A 21,628-nucleotide genomic window follows, 5' to 3' on the forward strand; every position below is an offset into this window, starting at 1 on the left:
TATGTTTTAGGCATTCTGCCAATTTTCTTGGTCTTCTTTGAATCGTTTTAAGAGATCCAATCCCTCTGGTGTGATGTAGCCTTCTTCCTGAGCTAGGTGGATGAGCTCGCTGTAGTTTGAGAGAGTCACCAGTTTCACGCCTGCGTTTGCAAAGTTCTTATCTGCTTTTGCTAGTTGATAGCTAAAAATGGCCACTACACCGAGAACATCTGCTCCTTCACGCTTGGCAGCTGCTACCGCTTCGAGAACTGAACCACCAGTTGAAATCAGGTCTTCTACAATTACCATTTTTTGCCCCTGGGCTACACGGCCTTCGATTTGGTTTCCGGCCCCATGGTCTTTTGGTTTGCTACGAATGTAGGCAAATGGTAGGTTCATCTTGTCCGCGATGATAGCTCCATGTGGAATCCCTGCTGTCGCTGTACCAGCAATGACTTCTACCTCTGGAAAGGCTGCTTTGATAGCATCCACAAAACCATTTTCAATCAAACTTCTAGTTTCCGGGTAAGCTAGGGTCACACGATTATCCGTATAGATCGGTGACTTGATCCCAGATGCCCAAGTGAAAGGCTCTTCTGGTTTGAGATAAACCGCTTGAATTTTCAATAGATGGCTAGCAATGTCTCTAGCAAGTGTCATGGTATACTCCTTCTTATCCTTAAATCTATAATCAAATACGCTTTAGACCCAATCGCGTGTCCATTCTTCCTTGATAGCATGGTAGGCTGCTACAGGGTCTGCTGCCTGTGTGATTGGACGGCCTATTACAATGTAGTCACTACCGATTTGATAGGCTTGACCAGGGGTCACTACACGTTTTTGATCCCCTGCTTCAGCACCTGCTGGTCGAATACCTGGTGTCAAGCAGATAAAGTCTTCGTTTGTAGCTTCTTTGATAAGTTGGGCTTCTTGGGCTGAGCAAACCACTCCATCCAATCCAGCTTCAGCTGTTTTCTTAGCATAGTGAATCACTGATTCCTGCAGACTAGTTTGGATATTTTGACAGTCTTGCATCTGTTCTTCAGATGTTGAGGTCAATTGGGTCACCGCGATAAGAATCCCTTGATCACCAAGGCCTTCACGCGCGGCCTGCATCATCTCAAGTCCACCTGCAGCCTGAACATTGGTCATATCGACACCCAGACTTGACAAGATTTTCATGGTTGACTTGACCGTATTTGGAATATCATGCAATTTGAGATCCAAAAAAACACTATGTCCCAATGATTTCAAATAACGCACAACTTCGGGACCTACTGCATAGTAGATTTCCATTCCTACCTTGACATAGAGTTTTTCCTCTGCTGGAAAAAGGGCTAAAAATTCTTTGGCTTCCTCGAAACTTGGAAAATCCAGAGCAATGACCGGGCGACTCTCACGCATTCTTTTCTCCTATTCTTTGCTAACAGTCCATTGCTCAAAAAAAGGAACCTGCTAGCAGCTAGGTCCCACGAAAAACGGGTAGTCTCCACCCTTTCACTGTCTAACCTTAGCTGCCTCTCTGGACTGCTTTAAAAGTTTTCTACTATTCTATTATTTATAACGACACTTGTCAAGTAAAAACTGAAGATTCTTATTCTTGTTTCTTTTCTTCAGCTTTTTTTTCTTCCTGTTTTTTCTTCTCTGCTTCTTTAGCTTCTTGTTTAGCCTTTTCCTCAGCTTCTTCCAAACGTTTATCAGCCAGGCTAGTGCTATAGATTCCTGCCTCCATATCGATGAAGCTCGGTTCTGCTAACTGTGGCTTGATTTTGCTGTAATAAGGCAATTTCTTACTCAATTCTGACAAGGGAACCAAGATTTCATCTGTATCCTGCATAGTAATTTTTAAAAGATCAGCAGTTGCCTTACTTGGCGCTAGTTCGATCTTCTGAATTTGACTCTTTATGTCCTCACTAATGCTAGAAAGACCCGTCATCAAATCCTTCACCTGCTGCTCATCGTTAAAGGTGACTGTTAGGTAGGTCTCAGGCAGGTTCAAAAGGTTGACAGGACTTGACTCAACAGTTCCACTAGAAAGAATCGGATAGTGGTCTTCGCCTGTCACATAGTAGCCAACAATCTCAAACTCTTTGACTTCAATCGTAAAGTTTGTCGGAAATTTGTAGTCAATCTTTGCTGACTCGATCCAGTGATTAGACTTGATCTTCTCAGCGTGCTTCTCCTTGTTCAACAACAAAGACAGGGTATAATCACTATCCTGAATGCCAGAAACCTGTTTAATGTCATCCGCTTGGGTCTGGACATTTCCCTTAACCTCGATATGCTTGATAGTCGAAAGAGGAGTCAAGAGATAGATAGAAAGGAGGAGAACCAGAACACTCGGCACCAAGATACTAACTGCCCGCCAAATATGAACAGGCGCAATTTTAGGCTTGGCAGGTTTTTCTGGTTTTTCTTTTTTCTTCTTCTCTTTTTCCTCTTTGACTTTATGATCATCCTTTTGAGATTGTTCTTCTTTTTCAGATGGTTCCTTGCTTGGGCTTGTGGATTCCTCGTCTGACTCACTCGATGATTTCTTGGATTCCGCCAGTAGTTTCGAGTTTGCTTCCTTTCGAGCTTGTTTTTCCTTTTCCTTCTCTTCAGTTAGGGCAGCTTCCTCCTCAGCCTTCTTTTTCAGATATTCCTGGTTTCGTTTCTGCCATTCAGACAATTCTTTCTTGGGGTTTGATTCTTTGTTCTTATCCTTTGACATTGATTTTCCTTATGATAAGTCTTTTCTTAGTAGGGCATAAAAATCATCAAGAGATTTCAATTCAGTCGAAGTTTTCATACTAGCTTGGTATTGGTCCTTGTGACTAAGCAGGTGGCTGAGTTTCTCCTCCAAGCTTTCCAAGGTCAAGTCACTTTCTTGAAGTTCTTCTGCATAGCCTTTCTTAACAAAGTAGGCTGCATTTTCAATCTGGTCTCCTCGACTTGCTTCACGACCCAATGGTACGATGAGATGGAGTTTCGTCATGGCCAAGAGCTCAAAAATCGTATTGGCACCACCACGCGTCACCACCACATCTGCCATCTCCATCAAAGGTTGATAGAGATCCGTCACATAATCAACACGAAAGAGATTTTGACTCAACTCATTGAGGCTTGAATCTCCAGTGAGATTGATAATATTGTAGCGCTCTGTCAGTTCTTGCTTATGATCTGTCACCAATTGGTTAAATACACGAGCTCCCGCAGAACCACCGACAAACAATACTGTAGGCAATTTAGGATTAAAGTGGGTTTGGATATCCACCAATTCATCTGGTTCAGGAATTTTTTGGTCTGAGACCTTGGTCACAGCCCCCACATGCTCGACCTTTACGAGACCAGCAGCCTGCTCAAAGGTTGAATACATCTTGGTCGCAAATTTATAGGCAATTTTATTGGCCAAGCCCATGGACAGGTCCGATTCGTGAATAAAGACAGGCACTCCTGACACTCGCGCTGCTATAACCGGCGGTACAGAGACAAAGCCACCCTTTGAAAAAAGGGCCTGTGGACGCAGTCGTAACATGATAAAGAGGGATTGGACAATTCCCCAACCAACTTTGAAGACATCCAGCATATTTTGCCAAGAGAAATAGCGACGCAACTTCCCAGTCGCAATAGAGTGGAAGGTCACATTCAAGCCTGACTTGAGAATTTCTTGGTGTTCGATTCCGTGTTTATCCCCGATATAGTGGACTTCCCAGCCGTCTTCGATGAACTTAGGCATTAACAAAAGGTTGAGGGTAACATGTCCAACCGTCCCCCCACCTGTAAAGACAATTTTTTTCATATTATTCCTTTAACTCCGCTACTGTGTCGATAAAGAGGTCGCCACGTACTTCAAAGTTAGCATACATATCCCAGCTAGCATTGGCAGGACTGAGGAGAACCACGTCTCCTTGAGTCGCTAGCTCATAAGCCTTGCGGGTCGCATCTGCAATATCTATCGCATCTACATAAGCCACACCAGCCTTCTCTGCTGCCCGTTTGACACGTTCTGCAGACTGACCGAGGATGACCATTTTCTTGAGGCCAGTGATATCTGGCACCAGCTCATCAAATTCATTGCCGCGGTCCAAACCACCTGCAATCAAAATGACCTTACTATTGTCAAACCCTGACAAGGCCTTTTGAGTAGCCAAGATATTGGTTGATTTACTGTCGTTATAAAATTTCACACCCTTAATCTCATCCACAAATTGGAGACGGTGTTTCACACCACCAAAAGCTGAAAGAGTTTCCTTGATGGTTTGGTTGTCTACACCACGAAGCTTGGCTACAGCAATGGTAGCAAGGGCATTTTCTACATTGTGGCTACCTGGAACACCGATTTCACTCGCTGCCATGACCACTTCCCCACGGAAGTAGAGTTGACCATCTGCAAGATAGGCTCCATCAACCTTTTCAAGTGTTGAAAATGGAACAACAGTGGCTTGTGTTTTAGTAGCCAATTCTTTTGCCAAGTCTTGGTTAAAATTCAAAACAAGGAAATCAGCTGCTGTCATCTTGTTCTGGATATTCCACTTAGCTGCCACATACTCCTCAAAAGAACCATGGTAGTCGATATGAGTGGGCATAAGGTTTGTAATAACCGCAATCTCAGGATGGAATTCTTGGACACCCATCAGTTGGAAAGAAGAAAGTTCCATGACAAGCGTGTCCTTAGCTGTTGCAGTTTGAGCCACTTGACTTGCAGGATAGCCGATATTCCCTGATAAGAGACCATGTTGACCAGCAGCAGTCAAAACTTCCCCAATCATAGTCGTTGTAGTCGTTTTTCCATTTGATCCAGTAATACCAACAATCGGCGCATCTGAGATCAAGTAAGCCAACTCTACCTCAGTCAAGACTGGAATCCCCTTTGCCAAAGCCTTTTCAATCATGGGATTGCTATAAGGGATACCTGGATTTTTCACCATCAGAGCAAAATCTTCATCCAAGAGCTCCAAAGGATGCCCACCAGTGACAACCTTGATTCCCTCTTCTAGCAAACTTTGTGCAGCAGGATTTTCCTCAAAAGGCTTGCCGTCATTTACCGTCACAATGGCTCCCAGCTTGTCCAACAAACGGGCCGCAGACTCACCAGACTTAGCCAAACCTAAAACAAGTACTTTCTTATTTTTAAATTGATCGATTACTTTCATGTCTCAAACTCCATTTCTACTCCTACTATTTTACCATTTTTACGGAAATAAAAAAGCCACAAAGTGTATTTGTGACTCTTTCTTCTAACTTAATGTTCTCTTATCATCGATGAGATAAATCGGTAACTCGAATGACTTGATCCACTTGCTCCCAGATAAGAGGATTGTGGGTCGCAATAATAATCGTTCGATTCGGATTTTTTAAAGATTCTAGGATAGAAAGTAGCTCCTCAGAATTTTTGGGGTCTAGTGAAGCGGTTGGTTCATCTGCGAGAATCAAAACTAACCTGCACTCCAAAAGTTCGACAAAAAATATTTAACCCTTAGAGTGCAGGTCAACTCTCAGTACTTTATATCCTTACCTGTCTGTCTTCTGACCGCTGGCCTGTGACAAACATAGTGAAGGTTGCTTTGCAGACATTTCTGCCTTCTTGATTGGTGATATCGACATCCACGACACAGGTTGTCCGACCTTGATGGACACATTCTCCTTTAATGGTCAGCACATCGTCGAGTTTTCCTGCCTTGAGGTAGTTGATAGAGGACTGGAGTGTCACTCCATCAAGCCCTAGCGAGATAACCACCAAACCACTAATCTGGTCACAAAGGGTGAAGAGATAGCCACCATGGGCATTGCCATAGTAGTTGAGCGACGAGTCCACTACTTTTGTCGTCACCGCAACATGACCATCTCTCATTTTTTCTATTTCGTAATTTTCAAAGGCAGATATAGCATCAAAATGAAAATCTTTCATCGTTTCCTCCTGATAGTTCAAACGACACTATGATACTACTTTTTATAGGACTGTGCAAGGAGAAAGCTCCTAGTCTGGCAAAATTCCGACCTGCTCCACAAAGCGCATAAAGGCTGCCTGTCCTTGTTTCGTCTGCTTGTAAACCCCTGCGTCCTCCAAAACACGAGCAAAGATAACACCCACAGAGTCCTTAACTATTTCAAGGGCTTTTTCTTTATCCGCTAGGTCCGGATGTTGATCTTTGAGCTGGTCTGCCCATTTCTGATGATAGTCGGCAACTGAGACTTCTTCTCTTACGAGGTAGCTAGCGACTTGCTCCACTTCTGCTTTCAAACGAGGTGGTAAGATTGCCAAGCCCATGACCTCAATCAAGCCGATATTTTCCTTCTTGATATGTTGGACATCCTTGTGGGGATGATAGATACCATCAGGATGCTCTGGCGATGTCTGATTATCCCGCAAGACCAAGTCCAACTCAAACTGTCCATCGCGTTTACGGGCAATCGGTGTGATGGTGTGATGCGGTGTCCCGTCTGTCTCTGCCAAAATCTGCACTTCAGGGTCTGAATACTGACGCCATTCCTGCAAAATCTTATCAGCCAAGTTGGTCAAATCCTCTTTGGAATCCGAAATCAAACGTAGCACTGACATAGGCCACTTGACAATCCCAGCCTTGACCTGCTCAAATCCATCAAAAGAGAAAGTCTTTTGCAAGGGAGCCAATTCCATAGGAAATACGTGACGCCCCCCCTGATAGTGATCATGGGTGAGAATAGAGCCTCCCACAATCGGCAGGTCCGCATTAGAACCCGCAAAATAGCTCGGAAACTGCTCTACGATAGCCAGCAGACGCTCAAAACTCTGACGACTAATGGCCATGGGGCGGTGCTGGCTGTCTAAGAAAATACAGTGCTCATTAAAATAAGCATAAGGCGAATACTGGAATCCCCACTCCTGACCAGCCATTTCAAAACGGATAATGCGGTGATTGCTACGAGCTGGATGGTTAACCCGACCATGGTAGCCCTCATTCTCTAGACAAAGCTGACACTGGGGATAATTGCTAGCTTGCACCAACTTGGCTGCCGCAATCTCCTTTGGATCCTTTTCAGGCTTAGAGAGGTTGATGGTAATCTCAAGCTCTCCGTAGTCAGATGGTACACGATAAGCAATATTTTTAGCAATAGCCTTGAGCTTGATGTAGTCGTTTTTCTGGCTAAGTTGGTAGAAGTCCGCAATTGCCTGCTCAGGAGATTGGGCATAAGTTGCCCAAAAGTCACGATTGACCTGACTTGGACAAGGGGTCACCAAGTCCATCAGTTCAGCACCAAGGATTTCACGCGCAGTCTGACTGTCCTCAATCATCTCTAATCGAACCGCCTCCTCGACAAGCTGGTCCTTGAGGTCAATCAACTCATCTAGATCAGTCTCAACTTCCAAAACACCTTCGCCCACTCGTGCCAAGACACGATTGGTCAAGTAGATTCGATCCATTTCCTCAAATGAACTTTCTGCAATGACTTCCGTGATAAATGCATCTAGAACTCCCTGACTCATTGATTCTCCTTCTTACTTTCTAAATAGTCTCTGACAGCATCTAAATCCTGAAAAACTTGTTCTGTTTTATTTAAGAAAGACTGTGCTGGCATTTTTAAGTCTGGAATACAAATAACTGGTATCCCAGCTCTATACGCTGCTTCAATCCCTGCTTCACTATCCTCTAATACTAAGCAATTCTCTGGTAAAACATTCAAATCACTACAGGCTTTTAAAAAAATATCAGGGTAAGGTTTGCTTCGCTTTACATCTTTTGCAAAAACTAGATGGTCAAATAGGGACAGTATACCATTACTATCCAAAATCATTCTAGCTCTAGATTCAACACTTGAAGTTGCTAAAGCGATTGGAATACCTTCTCTTTGCAAAAAAGCAAGCAAATTTTTAGCACCTTTTTTTAAATTTACACCTTTGGCTAATATTCGAGCTTCCAGTTCATAAACTTTTTCCAAGGTTTGGTCAAAGTTCCAAGGTAAATCATAGGTATCCAAAAATCGTTGAACATTCTCCTCTTCCCTATGTCCACTGTATTCTCTAGAATAGGTTTCTTCTGTGAAAGGAATTCCAAAATCTTTAAGCAATTCTTGATAAACTTTTAGAGAAATGATCTCAGTATCAGCTAATAAGCCATCTAAATCAAATATTACAGCGTCCATTTACACTTCTCTCCTAGTCTAAAACGCGACTGCCACCTGCAACTTCAGCGATATAGAAGCTTGGAGCATATCCAACTACTTCCTCGTAGTGCTTGCCTACAGCTTCCTTAAAGGCCTCAACAGTATCTTTTTGCACCAAGGCAATGGCACAGCCACCAAAACCTGCCCCTGTCATACGAGCACCGAGAACACCTTCCTGAGCCCAAGCTGTGTGAACAAGAGTATCCAATTCCAAACCACTTACTTCATAGTCATGTTCTAGAGAAACGTGAGAAGCATTCATCAAGCGACCAAATGTTTCCAAATCACCTGCTTGAAGAGCTACTTGAGCTTTCAGGGTACGTTGGTTTTCAAGCACAGCATGACGAGCACGTTTTAAACGATTTTCGTCTTTAATCAGATAGCTGTATTGGTCAAAAGCCCACTCGTCTAGTTCACCCAAGGTCTGAATATCCAAGGCAGCTTGCAATTCTTCCACTGCTTTCTCACACTCAGCACGACGTTCATTGTACTTAGAGTCCGCCAGTTCACGACGTTTGTTGGTGTTCATGATGACAACGACATTGTCCTTCAAATCAAGTGGCACCAAGTCGTACTCCAAAGTATTAGTATCTAGGTAAATAGCACGTTGGTCAGCTCCCATACCGATAGCAAACTGGTCCATGATACCAGAGTTGACTCCGATAAAGTTGTTTTCTGTTTGTTTCCCGATTTTTACCAAATCCAAACGGTCTAATTTTAAATCAAAGAGATGCTCTGCCACAACACCAGTCAAAAGTTCCAAAGATGCCGATGATGACAAGCCAGCTCCATTTGGGATATTCCCATAAACATAAAAATCAAACCCTTTGTCAATCACGTGCCCAGCTTCTTGCAAGAAATGAAGAACTCCTTTTGGATAGTTGGTCCAGCTGTGCTCTTTTTCAAATTTGAGGTCAGCAAGAGGCACTTCGATGATACCCTTGTCCTCAAAGTTGGCTGAGTAGAAACACAAAACTTGGTCGTCACGCTTGCGAGCCGCTCCATAGGTTCCCAAGGAAATAGCCGCTGGAAAAACGTGCCCACCGTTGTAGTCTGTGTGTTCACCAATCAGATTGATACGACCTGGTGAAAAGAAAGTTTGGTCTGCTTCTTGACCAAAAACGGCAAGAAAGTCTTTGCGAAGGGCTTCAGCAGTAAGATGTTGTGTCATATGAATTCTCCTTTGACTGTCCGTTAAGTCATCTTAACGTGTAATCGTTTTCTTCTATTGTATCCAAGGCTTTTGCTAAGGTCAATCCTTTTTACTAAAGTTTTACTAAACAATCGGTAAAAAGAAGAAAAATATGATATACTAACCTAAAAGAAGGAGGATTTATGGCTACCTTAAAAGACATTGCACAGCTAGCCTCTGTCTCTATCGCGACCGTATCTCGTGTCCTCAATCGCGACCAGAGCCTATCTGTCACAGAAGAAACCCGACACCGCATTTTAACCGTCGCTGAAGAGCTGGGCTACACCAAGCACCTCAAGACAGGCGAATCCCACAAACCCAAGCAAAAGATTGCTATTATCCAATGGGTCAGCGAACAAGGGGAGTTGGACGACCTCTACTACTACCAGATTCGTCTCGGTATTGAAAAAAGAGCCCAAGAGTTGGACTATGATATCTTGCGCTATTTTAATGACCATCCTTTTACATTAAGCGAGGAAGTGATTGGCATTCTCTGCATCGGAAAATTTAGCCGAGCACAGATCTCTGCCTTTGAAGAATACCAAAAACCCTTAGTCTTTATAGACAGCGATACCCTCTCACTAGGTCACACCTGTATTATCACTGACTTTTACACTGCTGTAAAACAAGTTGTAGACCATTTCCTCAGCCAAGGGATGAACCGTATCGGAATTCTCACAGGACTTGAGGAAACAACCGACCAGGAAGAAATTATCCAGGATAAGCGACTAGAAAATTTCAAAGACATTACCCAAGCAAAAGTTATCTACCATGAAGAACTGGTCTTTCAGGGAAGCTTTACTGCCCAGTCTGGCTATGACTTGATGAAGAAGGCCATTCACAAGTTGGGAGACCAACTCCCACCAGCCTTTTTCGCCGCCAGCGATAGTTTAGCCATCGGTGCCCTCCGTGCCCTTCAAGAAGCTGGAATTAGCCTACCAGACCGCGTCAGCCTCATTTCTTTTAACGACACTAGCCTGACCAAGCAAGTCTACCCTCCCCTCTCTAGTATCACGGTCTATACTGAGGAAATGGGCCGAGCAGGTATGGATATTCTTAACAAGGAAGTTCTCCACGGTCGCAAAATCCCTAGCCTAACCATGCTGGGAACCAGACTGACTTTGAGAGAGAGTACGCTGCCATAACTCAACAAATATAGCAACGCAAAAAATCCTAATAGAGAGTCTCAAATCTCCATTAGGATTTTCTTTTTTATTCCATCACAATCATAGCCTTAATCGTCTTACGTTCATCCATATCTTTATAGGCTTGGTCAATCTCTTCTAATTTATAACTTGAAGTAAAGACACGGCCTGGGTTGATATCGCCATCAAGGACTGCCTTCAGTAAGAACTGTTTGTTGTAAGTCTTTACAGAGGCTGCTCCGCCTGCTACCGTAATATTTTGAGCAAAAGTTGAACCAAGAGCTCGATTGCTATAGTGAGGAACCCCAACAAAGCCCAAACGCCCACCATTGTGAAGGACACCAAGAGCCTGATCAACCGCTGCCTCAGTACCGACACACTCAAGAGCTGCATCTGCTCCTCCACCAAGAATTTCTCGCACCTTGGCAATTCCTTCTTCACCACGTTCAGCCACAACAGCTGTCGCCCCTGACTCCAAAGCCATTTGTTGACGGTCTTCGTGACGACTCATGAGAACAATTTGAGATGCCCCACGCATTTTAGCTGCGATAACAGCACATTGACCAACAGCCCCGTCACCGATAACGACAACCTTATCCCCTTTTTGAACATTAGCAACACGCGCAGCATGATAGCCGGTCGGCATGACATCAGCCAGTGTCAAGAGGGATTTGAGCATGCCTTCTGTATAATCAGAGGGCTGACCCGGAATTTTGACAAGAGCCCAGTTGGCATATTCGAAGCGAATGTACTCCGCTTGCACCCCATTAGACCAATTGGTGCCAATATGGCGGTCACAAGTCCCATCATAGCCAGCGCGACAGGCATCACACTCCCCACAGCCATGGGTGAAAGGTGCAATGACAAAATCGCCAGGTTTAACAGTCGTCACTGCATCACCAATTGCCTCAACGATACCAATCGCTTCGTGCCCGCTATTCTGATGGCCTGTTTCAATATCTGGATTGCGATAGCTCCACAGATCAGAGCCACAAACACAGGTCCGAACGATCCGAATAATGGCATCATCTGCCTCAATGATTTGCGGATGCTCCACTTCAATAAGACCAACCTGACCAGCTTTTGTGTAAACTGTTTTCTTCATAGAGCCACTCCTTTTCTATTGGTTTCTTACTTTCATTATACACTTTTTGTCAAGCTTTCGCTCGTATCAATCATTATTAACGGCGATAAGGCACTAGTTTAATCCAATATAGTCTTTTCTTCTTGAGATTTAAGTTTTATAAGGAGAGATTTTTCGATTACGTTTTTAATAGTTTCCAGCCAATAGAAAAAGTGAATAAAGAAATATTCCTTTATCCACCTTTTTGTGGTTTAGTTGTTATTCGCTACGAAGCGATTCGACTGGGTCTTTCTTAGCAGCGATGCGTGAAGGGATTAGACCGGCTAACATGGTAAGGACAATCGAAATACCGATAAGGATTAGAGCTACTTCTATTGGTAATTGTGCTACATTTCCCACATTTGTCATTTTCGCAACAATCGCATTGATTGGGAATGTCGCAAGAAAGGTAATCGTGATACCGAGCACCCCAGAGATCAATCCTTCAATGGCTGTTTCAGCAGTGAAGATACGACGAATATCTTTCTTCGAAGCCCCCATTGCACGTAGGATTCCGATTTCTTTTGTACGTTCGAGAACTGAAATGTACGTGATAATCGAAATCATTATAGAAGATACAATGAGTGAGATGGCCACAAAGCCAACGAGTACTGTTGTCACTACGCCAACCAATGTCGTAATTGAAGACATGATAGATTGGATATCATCTGAATAAGCGAGTACTTTATCGTCTTCTCCAGCTTCTTTTTTCGCTGTGTTATAGGCGTTTATGAACTCTTTTAAGTCTTGTTTTTGTTGGAACGAAGAGGTGTAGAGCTCAATGGCAGCTGGTTTGGATTTGTTGATGACGCCCATTTTTGCGAGGTTTTCCTCGTAAGTTGAAGCCGAATTGTCGTTATATTGTTGGACATACTGCGCCTGTTCTTCAGGCGTCATTTTAGCCAACTGAATTTTTTCTTCTTCGGTTAAATTCTCCGAACTGAATGGTTTAGGATCTTTCGCAAAGTCTTTACCCGTAAATACATTTAGATTTTGATTGGCTTCCTGTTCCTTAACGATATCACTATTTTGAATGTATTCGGAAGTGTAATCAATAAGGGCGCTTGTGTAGGCGATTCCTCCTGAAGGAGCATTCACGCCTGAACTTGTGCCTTCTTTTTGGCGAAGGACACCCACAATTTTAAGTTGGAGCCCATTCTCGATTTGAGTTTTCATATAAGAAGCATTATCAATCTTATTGACCCATAAGTTATTTTCTTTCACAAAGCGCTTTGTATTGACAACTGCTTTGAAAGTTTTTCCGATAAAATCACTATATTGATACGTTTGAGAAGAGAGTTCGTCGAGCTTCTTCGTATCGTTCAATTCACTAGGTTCTTTGATACGTAAACTATAGAGCGACAAATCGCTAATTTGATTGTTTTCATCTACGATAAGGACGAGCTCGGACTTATCTTGTGGGAAGCGTCCTTCCAACACGTCGTACTTGCTTTCTAGCATTGAAGAATCACTAGAAAGTTCACTCCAGTAGTTGATGTTTTGTAAGTATCCCTTCATCGTTTGGTTCGCTGTTTCTACTTCATCAGCTAAGGTTGAAGGCAGAATACTTTTGGGTCCGTTGGAAGTATCACTTGCATAGATAAACGGTTGTAAATTGTATCGGTAACGAATGTCTTTTGTGAGAGATCCGACCTTCGAAGCGTGTTCCTCCAAGTAAGTCTTGAAGGAAGCTAAGTCGTTCTTTCCGATTTGTTTTTTCAATAAATTCGTTAAAATCGTATTGATACCCAGCTCATGATTATCCTTGTAAGGCTTCTCGCTCAAATCTGGAGAGGTCGCCAACAAGTTGCTCTGGTTCTGCTCGCTAATCGTCAGTGGGAGAGAGACGAGAGTATCTTCCTGCACCTTTTTAACGTAGTCACTCACACCATTTGAAAGGGCTAAGATAAGGGCAATCCCGATAATCCCGATGGAACCCGCAAAAGCTGTTAGTAAGGTACGACCTTTCTTCGTCAATAGGTTATTAAAGGAAAGTACAAGGGCGGTTATAAAGCTCATCTTCGTCTTCGTGAACTGAATGTCGACTTGCTTTGTCTCCTCTGTTGGTTCGCATGGGTTTGAGTCGCTCAAGATGTTTCCATCTAATACTTGTACGATGCGTGTGGAGTACTTCTGTGCCAGCTCTGGGTTATGCGTCACCATGATAACCAAACGTTCCTTAGCGATGTCTTTTAATAAATCCATGATTTGAACAGAAGTCTCAGAATCGAGCGCTCCTGTCGGTTCGTCGGCTAAAACGACTTTTGGATCATTAACAAGAGCACGCGCAATCGCGATTCGTTGCATTTGTCCCCCAGACATTTGACTTGGTTTCTTATATAAATGGTCTTTTAGGCCTACGCGTTCGAGCACTTCGATAGCACGTTTCTTACGTTCTGCTTTTGAAACGCCCGAAAGAGTCATTGCAATTTCTACGTTAGAGAGTGCAGTTTGGTGCCCGATGAGATTATAAGACTGAAAGACGAAACCGATGGTGTGGTTTCTGTAGCTATCCCAATCGCGGTCTTTAAATTGCTTTGTTGATTTTCCTTGGATGAGTAAATCACCAGATGTGTATTGGTCGAGTCCCCCGATGATATTTAATAGGGTGGTTTTCCCAGAACCCGATTGCCCGAGAATGGAGACAAACTCACTCTCACGAAAACGAATCGAGATATCCTTTAGCGCGTGGAACTCTTGATTGCCCGTATGATAGACTTTTGAAATGTGTTGTAGCTGTAACATCGTCTATCTCCTTTCAGTGATATATGTAGTCTATCACAATTTCATACTGGAGTAAATATGTTACATTTACAATTCATCAAAAATAATCAACAAATGGAAAATCGACTTCTTATGAATGATGATGTCCATGACTTTGACCTACTTCCAACTCCTCAATTTTTCGCTTATGGGTTTGGTGACTTGCTAGGTTTGCATCAACTTCAATGGTAACATTTTGAAAGCCATAATCTTTGAGTAAATTACGAATAGATTCTTTACAATACTCTATATGTTCAATCTCTTCTAGGCAAACATGAACAATGGCGTCATTTTCCAGACCATCCATGGACCAAATGCTAAGTTGATTAACACTTTTAACATTATCTAGCGCTGCTAACTCTTTCTCTAGCTTAGCGGTCTCGATCCCTTCAGGCACAGCATCTAAGAAAATTTTAAGTGTTGACCAAAAACGAGGAATGGCTTTCCAGAGGATAAAACTAGAAATTAAAAGAGACAAGAGTGGATCGAGAAAGTACCAGTCAGTCACATACAAAACACCAGCAACCAGAATGACCGCTAGCCAACCCAGAATATCTTCTAAAAAATGCAAGGTCAGGATAGCTTCATTCTTGGTCTGACCCTTACGAACGATTAGACTAGCCAAGAGATTGATAAGAATCGCAATAACTCCCAACCACAGCATCCCTTGGTAGTTGACAGGCTGAGGGGATAGGAGACGAGGGATATTCTCCAAGAGCACCATGAAAGATCCTGTCAAAAGGATCAAGGCAGTCAGCATGGCACCTAGCAAACTGAAGCGTTTGTAGCCAAGAGTGTAACGTTTGTCTTCCTGACGATTGGAAATAGTTTCCAAACAAGCTGATAAACCTATGGCAAGAGCATCACCCAAATCATGAACCGCATCCGCTAAGACCGCACTTGAATTGAAGATACCCCCAAAAATAAATTCGACAATAGAAAATGATAGATTCAAGAAAAAAGCTAACCAGATAGATGTTTTAGAACTCATTTCTCTCCCTCCTTTGGTATAATAGGTATATATACTTCTTTCATTTGTATTATCTAATAAAATCCAAAGAAAGGATAGAAGCAAACTGTCAGCCATGTTCAGTTCTGAACAGTTTGTCTCAAGTGTCTATATGCCAAAAAGAGACCGTCGGGTTAGCAAGACGAAAAAAGCCATTTATCAAGCTTTTCTACAAGTTTTGAACGACAAAGGCTATGATGCCACTACTGTCCAGGATATCATTGACTTGGCAGATGTTGGGCGTTCCACTTTTTACTGTCACTACGAGAGTAAGGAACTGCTTTTAGATGAACTCTGTCGCTACCTCTTTCATCATCTCTTTGAAAGGGAAGGACACTTTACTACCGAGGACTACCTCGCACATATTTTTTTGCATTTTCAAAAAAATCAAGACCATGTCACCAGTCTTCTTTTTTCCAAAAACGACTACTTCCTCCGCCAACTACACAAGGAGCTCGAACACCACGTCTATCCCATGGTGGCGGATGATTTGCAAGAGTCCTATCCAAACATTCCGGCTTCCTACCTCAAACATTTTGTAGTAACAAACTTTATCGAAACACTGACCTGGTGGCTAAAAAAAGGAAAATCTTATACTGAAGACCAAGTGGTGAGATTTTACTTAGATGTGATTGAGATGACTTCTACAAAATCACTCGAAATTTAATCCTATCACGAAGAAAGGAATCAACCATGTTAACTTCTATTATCCTAGGAATTCTAACGATTGTATTGGCTCTTATTTTCTCCCTCCTTCATCTCGCGGCAGCTTTCGCAGCCATGAAACAAAAGAACTACAGTCTGGGAAACACTTGCATCTTGGTCGGCAGTTGTCTCACTTCACTAGCTCTTGCTATCTTTTTCTTCGTTCCACTAGCAACGATCATCTTATGGATAGTGGGCTCTAGCATCATCTGCTACGGTGCTTACTGGAATGGGCGACAACAAGAAAACCAACATATATCGCACCACATTATAAGGGGCACACTAGCGGCTTTGATTGCTCTCTTGTTTATCTTACTCTAATATTAAAAATCCCATCTCGTCTATAATTCGAGATGGGATTTTGTCTGCTGAAGAAAATTGCTAGTGGCTCCCACTGGCTTTCCTCTCTATTTATTTCTTCAACAATCCTTGTTCTTGTAGAAATGCCTTGGCTACTTGTTCTGCAGACTTGCCTTCAATGCCGACTTGATAATTCATCTGGCTCATCTGGCTTTCAGAAATTTTACCAGCTAGTTTATTGAGAATAGATTCCAATTCTGGGTGTTTTTCTAACAATTCAGCCTTCATGAGAGGTGCCCCTTGATAAGGAGGGAAAAGATGTTTATCGTCTTCTAAAATCTGAAGTTGATAGCGCTCAATTTCAGGGTCAGTTGAGTAGACTTCCATAATCTGAATATCACCTGATTTAATCGCATCATAGCGAAGGGCTGGCTCCATAGTTGATACATTGAGATTGAGTCCATAGACCGACTGAAGCCCCTTATTCCCATCTTCACGGTCGTTAAATTCTAGGGTAAAACCTGCTTTAAGCTTGTCTTGGACTGCTTTAAGATCAGAGATGGTTTTAAGATTGTATTCTTTGGCGACACTCTTAGGTACTGCAATGGCAAAGGTGTTTTGATAAGCCATGTGATTGAGCAAGACTAGATTGTCCTGTTTTTTGATTCCATCACGCGCTGCTTCAAAAACCTCTTCTGCATCATTGCTGACCTTTGGAGCAGGCTGCAAGAGAGACCCAGTAATCGTACCGGTAAACTCAGGATAGATATCAATATCACCTTTTTTCAGTGCTTGATAAAGGAAGTCAGTCTTACCAAAGTTTGGTTTGACCGTCACAGTCATATCCGTATTTTCCTCGATGAGAAGTTTATACATATTCATAAGAATTTCTGGCTCTGGCCCCAATTTCCCAGCAATGACCAGATGATCCTTCTCCTGCTTTGGAATCAGACTCGGCGAGTAAGAAGCGCCTAGTCCGAGGATTAAGACCGCAAAAGCTGCAAAAACCGTCCGAAGCTTGGCCTTTTCCATCCATTTAAGGAGGCTGTTAAAAAGAATAGCCAAAACTGCGGATGAAATTGCTCCAATCAAGATCAGACTGGCATTGCGACGATCAATTCCTAGAAGGATAAAGGAACCTAGTCCACCAGCTCCAACCAAGGCTGCCAGAGTCGCTGTCCCGATAATCATAACTGTTGCCGTCCGAACTCCTGATACGATGACGGGCATAGCTAGAGGTAGTTCAAACTTTTTGAGTCGCTCCCACTTGGTCATCCCAAAGGCGATTCCAGCTTCCTCTAAACTAGAATCAATCCCATCCAAAGCCGTGACAGTATTTTCTAAAATTGGGAAAATAGCGTAAATCACCAGAGCAGTCAGTGCTGGCAGTGTACCAATCCCCATGAGAGGGATAAAGAGACCCAGCAAGGCCATTGAAGGAATAGTCTGAAAGATTCCTGCAATTTGCAGTACCCAATTGGCTGCTTTTTTGTGACCATTGAGATAGATAGCGAGCGGAATAGTCAGGAAGATGGCCACAAGTAAGGTCAGAAGAGATAGCTGGAGATGTTGCCCTAAGGCTGCCAACCATTCGCCAAAGCGCTCTTGAAAGGTAGAAAACAAATTAGCCATGTTGAACACCTCCAAACAAGTCTGCTACAAAGTCCGTTGCAGGAGCTTTTAAAATCGTCTCAGGATTCGCCACCTGACGAATCTCTCCGTCCTGTAAGACAGCAATACGGTCCGCCAATTTCAGAGCTTCATCCGTATCATGGGTCACAAAAATCGTTGTCATTCCAAACTCTTTATGCAATTCTTTCGTCAGAACCTGTAGTTGTTTTCTCGAAATGGCATCCAAGGCCGAAAAAGGTTCATCCATGAGGAGAATCTTAGGTTGACCAATCATGGCCCGGACAATGCCCACCCGTTGCTGTTCTCCACCAGATAATTCACTAGGAAGTCGATGTCCATACTCAGCTACTGGTAAACCAACCTTAGCCAAAAGCTCTTCTGTTTTCTGAGCAATCTCTTCCTTAGTCCACCCCTTCATTTCAGGAATGAGAGCAATATTTTCTGCAACTGTTAGATTGGGAAAGAGAGCAATGGCTTGTAAAACATAACCAGTAGAAAGACGAAGTTCACGCTCATCATAGTCTTTGATGCGCTTGCCATCCATATAAATATTTCCATCAGTCGGTTCCAAAAGACGGTTAATCATCTTAATCATGGTCGTCTTACCGGACCCAGAAGGCCCAACTAAAACCATAAATTCCCCATTCTCAATCCGTAAATTGACATCTCTCAAAACATCTTTTTCTGTATAGCGTAGCGCTACATTTTTATATTCAATCATTATTTGTCCTCAATTTTTACGATAACCTTGCCAAAAGATTGGCTACTTTCCAGATAAGCATGCGCGTCCTGGATTTGTTCAATAGAAAATACTTTTTCAGGTCGTACATCTACCCGATAACGCTCCACAAAGTCCACCAAAACTTGAAGCTTGTCTTGAGACACATTACCAGAAGCAAAGGTTGTCAAGTAGAGATTGCGGTAAAGCATTTCGATCGGGTCAAAGTCTGGAATAGTCCATTGACCGCCCAGCAAGCCACAAGAACAGATGATACCACAATCTGCCGTCCGAGCAAATGTATTAAGAATAGCACTCGGACCGACAAGATCCAAGACCTTGTCAAACTGCTCTTCCGTTTGCAAGACACCATCCTTGTCCAAAATCACCTGGTCAAATCCTGCCTCTTTTAGTTGCTCTTCCTTGCCCAGACTACGACTACTTCCCGCCAGATAGGCTTTTGGAAATTGCCCTTTGAGAAGCTTTGCAAAAGCAATCCCAACACCACTAGTCGCTGCTCGAACCAGAACTCGATCTCCCTCTTCAATCTTGAGATTGAGATAAGAGCCAAATGCTGTATAGTAGGTTTCAGGCAGAGCGATTAAACTTTCCAAATCAAGCTCCGTCCTCACAGGATAAACCTGTTCATCTGGTAGCAAAACATACTCAGCATAACCACCATCAAAAGCGCGCCCCATTTCTCCCATTATGGAGATGACTTGCTGCCCGACCTGCAAATCGGGACGATTGGTCTCCTCTACAAGTCCCACACATTCAATTCCTAAAATCCGTGGGAATTGAACGGACGGCGATAGTCCTTGACGAGTAAAAATCTCGCTATGGTTGATTCCAAATCCTTGCACCTTGACCAAGGTCCAACCTTCTTTAACAGTCGGTTTTGGAACTTCCACAACCTGCAGAACTTCTGGTCCTCCAGCTTCCTTGACAAACACAGCTTTCATCTTAGTATCTCCTTTTAAAACTTCACTCGGTTGATCAAGTTACCAACCTCTTAATAACTAATTGAATCTATTCTAAACCTCATTTTCCTTCTCTTTCAGATTGACCAAAATTCTTTCTTGAAAAGCTTCAAACTGACGAATTTCTTCCTCAGTGAATCCTTTATAAAAAATTGCATCCAACTTTTGACTGACACGATGGCCCACTTCTTTCTGGGACCAACCTTGCTCCGTTAGCTTGACATACTTCTTCCTCTTATCTATTCCACATGGACTAATGATGACTAGGTTTTGCTCCTCAAGTTTCTTTATCATGGTTGTTAGCGTATTGTTAGCAAGTCCTGTCGCTAGTGCAATATCTGTGGCTGTAGCGCAACCTGTCTCACTATTCCATAACACCGTGAGAATCTTGCCCTGTTCACTCCGATAAAGAGCCTCAGGATCCTGACTCAGTAACTTTTGAAAAATCCGCCCATTTAACAAACGAATATGATGGGCTACTAAATGACTATCTTTCATGACTTCTCCAATTTATTTCTATATCGAATTATATTCCATTGTAATACTTACCATTCCATCTGTCAACTATTTCGATTTAGAAATAATTTCCACCAAACAAAAAAAGACCTCCTACCTAAAGTAGAAGATCTCTAATCTTGATCAACTTAATCTGTCATTTCGGACACCAGTGTTCGATGTTCCAGTGGTAGACTGCACATAACCAGCAAGAAGATGAATCCTGACTGTATCCAGAAGAGAGCCAGGTCAAAAATTCCATGTACAGCGACTACTGTAAGGAAAGACAGATAAAGACCGATAATTGGTCGTTTGCCAGACTCCTGACTCATATCCATCATCATGTGAACCGGGATAACCGAAGAAATGGATAGGAGAATGGTTCCAATCAAACCATAACTTAAGATAGTATCAATGTAAAGACTATGTGCGTGTTCGTGGTAAGGTGCATGGATTCTCGGATAGGAATTCATATAGGTCAGTGGACCCTCACCCCAGATCGGATTTTGCTTGAACAAAGTCATACCCGCATTCCAGATTGAAACACGCTCCTCCATTGAAGAATCTAGTGTTCCCATACGGACACCCAAATCGCTTGAGAAGAGGAAACAAAGGCCAATCCCAAAAACTCCAATACTGAGCCAGAAGGCACGCCAGTTTTTAATTGTTGTAAAAAGATAAATGATTGCACCAGCGATGATAGCAGGAAAGGCTGTTCTATTCTGCGTGAAATTCAAACCAAATAGATTCACAAAGCCTGCTAGCACACAAAAGATTTTTAACCATCTTAACTTCGTCGTTGTAAAGAGGTAAAAGGCAATCATAATACAGAAGCAACAGATAATCCCATAGTAGTTAGGATTAAAGAAGGTCACCTCTGCACGGTTCTGGTGCCATACTTGCATATTGGGCGAAAGAAAGGCATAGTTAAATTTCTTTACAATTTGGAAATGCTCCAAAGTAGCAAAAACAGCCGAGAGCACACTACCAAACAAGATTGTCTGCAGTATCAGTCGAAAGAAAGCATGTGTCAGACGTTTCTGGTAAAAACTAAAGAAAATGAGGAAGAGAAACATCAGTAAAGATGCAACCAATCCAAGCCAGTTCTTGGCGACGATAGAGATGATACTACTGTAGGCAATAAAAAAGAGAAGTACAGGATGTTTGATTAATCCTTTGATAATTCCCTTCATCTCCCCAGTAACAAGTAAACCTATCAAATATAAAGCAAAGAGCGCTAAGAATAAATAAAAAGGTAAAAAGATACTTATGATCATCAAATACAAAAAGAAATCTTTTTTCGAAAGCCCTCTTATCTTATCCAGTAATCCAATTGATTTCAAAACGGATCCTTTCTGTTCTGGATTTCTCCAGAAGATAAATGCTAAACTATCTTTATATTCTACCATTTTTTCCGTCATTTGGGAACAATGAACACGTTTTCGCCACAAAAAAACTGTTTC

At 42.7% G+C, this 21,628-nt stretch carries 20 protein-coding genes and 1 pseudogene; 3 read left to right on the forward strand and 18 right to left on the reverse strand.

Annotated features, from left to right (window positions below; all coding sequences use genetic code 11):
• Positions 1–6: 6 nt before the first annotated feature.
• The 10 genes and pseudogenes from pyrE to SORDD05_RS09215 form a co-directional block, all read right to left on the reverse strand.
• Positions 7–639 carry an orotate phosphoribosyltransferase gene (pyrE, locus tag SORDD05_RS09175; RefSeq protein WP_061419323.1) on the reverse strand — a complete coding sequence of 211 codons (633 nt, stop codon included), beginning with the start codon at positions 637–639 and terminating at the stop codon, positions 7–9.
• A 42-nt stretch (positions 640–681) separates the two neighbouring features.
• A complete protein-coding gene (gene pyrF / locus SORDD05_RS09180; RefSeq protein ID WP_038804435.1) occupies positions 682–1,383 on the reverse strand; it encodes an orotidine-5'-phosphate decarboxylase in 702 nt (233 codons plus the stop codon).
• Between the two features lie 190 nt (positions 1,384–1,573).
• Positions 1,574–2,692: a cell division protein FtsQ/DivIB gene (locus SORDD05_RS09185; RefSeq protein WP_061419326.1), complete on the reverse strand. Its 1,119-nt coding sequence runs from the start codon at positions 2,690–2,692 to the stop codon at positions 1,574–1,576.
• Between the two features lie 9 nt (positions 2,693–2,701).
• The gene (locus SORDD05_RS09190; RefSeq protein WP_061419329.1) at positions 2,702–3,760 is read right to left on the reverse strand and encodes a UDP-N-acetylglucosamine--N-acetylmuramyl-(pentapeptide) pyrophosphoryl-undecaprenol N-acetylglucosamine transferase; all 1,059 of its coding nucleotides are present in this window, start codon (positions 3,758–3,760) and stop codon (positions 2,702–2,704) included.
• Position 3,761: 1 nt separating this feature from the next.
• Complete coding sequence (gene murD / locus SORDD05_RS09195) at positions 3,762–5,114, reverse strand: UDP-N-acetylmuramoyl-L-alanine--D-glutamate ligase (protein WP_061419332.1); 1,353 nt, start codon at positions 5,112–5,114, stop codon at positions 3,762–3,764.
• A 103-nt stretch (positions 5,115–5,217) separates the two neighbouring features.
• Positions 5,218–5,394 (reverse strand): annotated as a pseudogene (locus SORDD05_RS09950) (AAA family ATPase); the annotation flags it as partial.
• A 70-nt stretch (positions 5,395–5,464) separates the two neighbouring features.
• Complete coding sequence (locus SORDD05_RS09200) at positions 5,465–5,869, reverse strand: PaaI family thioesterase (protein WP_000651194.1); 405 nt, start codon at positions 5,867–5,869, stop codon at positions 5,465–5,467.
• A gap of 69 nt (positions 5,870–5,938) precedes the next feature.
• Complete coding sequence (locus tag SORDD05_RS09205) at positions 5,939–7,426, reverse strand: UDP-glucose--hexose-1-phosphate uridylyltransferase (RefSeq protein ID WP_061419335.1); 1,488 nt, start codon at positions 7,424–7,426, stop codon at positions 5,939–5,941.
• Positions 7,423–8,082 (reverse strand): HAD family hydrolase, encoded by a 660-nt coding sequence (locus SORDD05_RS09210; protein WP_000340244.1) that lies wholly within the window; start codon positions 8,080–8,082, stop codon positions 7,423–7,425. Before SORDD05_RS09210 ends, SORDD05_RS09205 begins: the two co-directional genes overlap by 4 nt.
• Positions 8,083–8,095: 13 nt before the next feature.
• The gene (locus SORDD05_RS09215; RefSeq protein ID WP_061419339.1) at positions 8,096–9,274 is read right to left on the reverse strand and encodes a galactokinase; all 1,179 of its coding nucleotides are present in this window, start codon (positions 9,272–9,274) and stop codon (positions 8,096–8,098) included.
• Positions 9,275–9,438: 164 nt separating this feature from the next.
• Here SORDD05_RS09215 and galR point away from each other — a divergent pair, with 164 nt between their 5' ends.
• On the forward strand, positions 9,439–10,440 hold the full coding sequence (gene galR, locus SORDD05_RS09220; protein ID WP_061419342.1) for a DNA-binding transcriptional regulator GalR: 1,002 nt from the start codon (positions 9,439–9,441) through the stop codon (positions 10,438–10,440).
• A gap of 67 nt (positions 10,441–10,507) precedes the next feature.
• Here galR and SORDD05_RS09225 read toward each other — a convergent pair whose 3' ends face one another.
• The 3 genes from SORDD05_RS09225 to SORDD05_RS09235 form a co-directional block, all read right to left on the reverse strand.
• The gene (locus SORDD05_RS09225) at positions 10,508–11,545 is read right to left on the reverse strand and encodes a zinc-binding dehydrogenase (RefSeq protein ID WP_061419345.1); all 1,038 of its coding nucleotides are present in this window, start codon (positions 11,543–11,545) and stop codon (positions 10,508–10,510) included.
• A 237-nt stretch (positions 11,546–11,782) separates the two neighbouring features.
• Positions 11,783–14,308, reverse strand: coding sequence for an ABC transporter ATP-binding protein/permease (locus tag SORDD05_RS09230; RefSeq protein ID WP_061419347.1), 2,526 nt, complete (start codon positions 14,306–14,308; stop codon positions 11,783–11,785).
• Positions 14,309–14,417: 109 nt separating this feature from the next.
• Positions 14,418–15,317 (reverse strand): cation diffusion facilitator family transporter, encoded by a 900-nt coding sequence (locus tag SORDD05_RS09235; protein ID WP_061419350.1) that lies wholly within the window; start codon positions 15,315–15,317, stop codon positions 14,418–14,420.
• A 130-nt stretch (positions 15,318–15,447) separates the two neighbouring features.
• Between SORDD05_RS09235 and SORDD05_RS09240 the strand changes: the two genes are divergently transcribed.
• Both SORDD05_RS09240 and SORDD05_RS09245 read left to right on the forward strand, forming a co-directional pair.
• Positions 15,448–16,002, forward strand: coding sequence for a TetR/AcrR family transcriptional regulator (locus tag SORDD05_RS09240; protein ID WP_061419392.1), 555 nt, complete (start codon positions 15,448–15,450; stop codon positions 16,000–16,002).
• Between the two features lie 26 nt (positions 16,003–16,028).
• A complete protein-coding gene (locus SORDD05_RS09245) occupies positions 16,029–16,361 on the forward strand; it encodes a hypothetical protein (RefSeq protein ID WP_000958079.1) in 333 nt (110 codons plus the stop codon).
• 90 nt (positions 16,362–16,451) lie between these two features.
• Here SORDD05_RS09245 and SORDD05_RS09250 read toward each other — a convergent pair whose 3' ends face one another.
• The 5 genes from SORDD05_RS09250 to SORDD05_RS09270 all read right to left on the reverse strand — a co-directional run bounded on the left by SORDD05_RS09250 (position 16,452) and on the right by SORDD05_RS09270 (position 21,508).
• Complete coding sequence (locus SORDD05_RS09250) at positions 16,452–17,972, reverse strand: ABC transporter permease/substrate-binding protein (protein WP_061419353.1); 1,521 nt, start codon at positions 17,970–17,972, stop codon at positions 16,452–16,454.
• Positions 17,965–18,693, reverse strand: coding sequence for an ATP-binding cassette domain-containing protein (locus tag SORDD05_RS09255; RefSeq protein WP_061419355.1), 729 nt, complete (start codon positions 18,691–18,693; stop codon positions 17,965–17,967). Before SORDD05_RS09255 ends, SORDD05_RS09250 begins: the two co-directional genes overlap by 8 nt.
• Positions 18,693–19,652 (reverse strand): zinc-binding dehydrogenase, encoded by a 960-nt coding sequence (locus SORDD05_RS09260; protein ID WP_061419358.1) that lies wholly within the window; start codon positions 19,650–19,652, stop codon positions 18,693–18,695. Before SORDD05_RS09260 ends, SORDD05_RS09255 begins: the two co-directional genes overlap by 1 nt.
• Positions 19,653–19,724: 72 nt before the next feature.
• Entirely contained in the window at positions 19,725–20,168 is a 444-nt protein-coding gene (locus SORDD05_RS09265) for a MarR family winged helix-turn-helix transcriptional regulator (RefSeq protein ID WP_061419361.1), read from the reverse strand.
• A gap of 146 nt (positions 20,169–20,314) precedes the next feature.
• Positions 20,315–21,508 carry an O-antigen ligase family protein gene (locus SORDD05_RS09270; RefSeq protein WP_061419395.1) on the reverse strand — a complete coding sequence of 398 codons (1,194 nt, stop codon included), beginning with the start codon at positions 21,506–21,508 and terminating at the stop codon, positions 20,315–20,317.
• Positions 21,509–21,628 lie beyond the last annotated feature (120 nt).

This window comes from Streptococcus oralis (assembly GCF_001578705.1).
GTDB lineage: Bacteria > Bacillota > Bacilli > Lactobacillales > Streptococcaceae > Streptococcus > Streptococcus oralis_J.

Excerpts from the sequence above, each read along its gene's own strand:
- pyrE (WP_061419323.1), bottom strand. The coding sequence starts at position 639 with ATGACACTTGCTAGAGACATTGCTAGCCATCTATTGAAAATTCAAGCG.
- pyrF (WP_038804435.1), bottom strand. The coding sequence starts at position 1,383 with ATGCGTGAGAGTCGCCCGGTCATTGCTCTGGATTTTCCAAGTTTCGAG.
- SORDD05_RS09185 (WP_061419326.1), bottom strand. The coding sequence starts at position 2,692 with ATGTCAAAGGATAAGAACAAAGAATCAAACCCCAAGAAAGAATTGTCT.
- SORDD05_RS09190 (WP_061419329.1), bottom strand. The coding sequence starts at position 3,760 with ATGAAAAAAATTGTCTTTACAGGTGGGGGGACGGTTGGACATGTTACC.
- murD (WP_061419332.1), bottom strand. The coding sequence starts at position 5,114 with ATGAAAGTAATCGATCAATTTAAAAATAAGAAAGTACTTGTTTTAGGT.
- SORDD05_RS09200 (WP_000651194.1), bottom strand. The coding sequence starts at position 5,869 with ATGAAAGATTTTCATTTTGATGCTATATCTGCCTTTGAAAATTACGAA.
- SORDD05_RS09205 (WP_061419335.1), bottom strand. The coding sequence starts at position 7,426 with ATGAGTCAGGGAGTTCTAGATGCATTTATCACGGAAGTCATTGCAGAA.
- SORDD05_RS09210 (WP_000340244.1), bottom strand. The coding sequence starts at position 8,082 with ATGGACGCTGTAATATTTGATTTAGATGGCTTATTAGCTGATACTGAG.
- SORDD05_RS09215 (WP_061419339.1), bottom strand. The coding sequence starts at position 9,274 with ATGACACAACATCTTACTGCTGAAGCCCTTCGCAAAGACTTTCTTGCC.
- galR (WP_061419342.1), top strand. The coding sequence starts at position 9,439 with ATGGCTACCTTAAAAGACATTGCACAGCTAGCCTCTGTCTCTATCGCG.
- SORDD05_RS09225 (WP_061419345.1), bottom strand. The coding sequence starts at position 11,545 with ATGAAGAAAACAGTTTACACAAAAGCTGGTCAGGTTGGTCTTATTGAA.
- SORDD05_RS09230 (WP_061419347.1), bottom strand. The coding sequence starts at position 14,308 with ATGTTACAGCTACAACACATTTCAAAAGTCTATCATACGGGCAATCAA.
- SORDD05_RS09235 (WP_061419350.1), bottom strand. The coding sequence starts at position 15,317 with ATGAGTTCTAAAACATCTATCTGGTTAGCTTTTTTCTTGAATCTATCA.
- SORDD05_RS09240 (WP_061419392.1), top strand. The coding sequence starts at position 15,448 with ATGCCAAAAAGAGACCGTCGGGTTAGCAAGACGAAAAAAGCCATTTAT.
- SORDD05_RS09245 (WP_000958079.1), top strand. The coding sequence starts at position 16,029 with ATGTTAACTTCTATTATCCTAGGAATTCTAACGATTGTATTGGCTCTT.
- SORDD05_RS09250 (WP_061419353.1), bottom strand. The coding sequence starts at position 17,972 with ATGGCTAATTTGTTTTCTACCTTTCAAGAGCGCTTTGGCGAATGGTTG.
- SORDD05_RS09255 (WP_061419355.1), bottom strand. The coding sequence starts at position 18,693 with ATGATTGAATATAAAAATGTAGCGCTACGCTATACAGAAAAAGATGTT.
- SORDD05_RS09260 (WP_061419358.1), bottom strand. The coding sequence starts at position 19,652 with ATGAAAGCTGTGTTTGTCAAGGAAGCTGGAGGACCAGAAGTTCTGCAG.
- SORDD05_RS09265 (WP_061419361.1), bottom strand. The coding sequence starts at position 20,168 with ATGAAAGATAGTCATTTAGTAGCCCATCATATTCGTTTGTTAAATGGG.